Here is a 275-nt window from a genome sequence, read left to right as displayed (position 1 = left end):
ACTTTATGCATTTAGAGCCAAAACTGCATTTATTAACAGTAGGTTACATAGATGCCATTTTGTGGGGCGCCCCAGCCTTCGTGTTGTATCAAGTATTACGCGGTTGCAGTGAGGGGATTTCTTATACCATGCCGACAATGGTGATAGGCTTCATTGGGTTAGCGGTCAATATACCCGCTAATTACGTGTTTATTTATGGTGGTTTTGGTATTCCTGCTATGGGTGGTGCTGGTTGTGGTGTTGCAACTGCATTAGTCTTTTGGGCAATGTTAGCT

General features: G+C 43.6%; 1 protein-coding gene. It reads left to right on the top strand.

Going from position 1 to position 275, the window contains the following annotated elements; translation table 11 throughout:
* On the top strand, window positions 1-275 hold a 275-nt coding region (locus AAEZ00_RS21155), incomplete at both ends, for an MATE family efflux transporter (protein WP_351089858.1).

This window comes from Shewanella sp. S1-49-MNA-CIBAN-0167, from assembly GCF_040310145.1.
GTDB classification, from domain to species: Bacteria; Pseudomonadota; Gammaproteobacteria; order Enterobacterales; family Shewanellaceae; genus Shewanella; species Shewanella psychromarinicola.
Note: the sequence above shows the minus strand (reverse complement) of the source record. Positions and strands in the feature narration are given on the sequence as shown.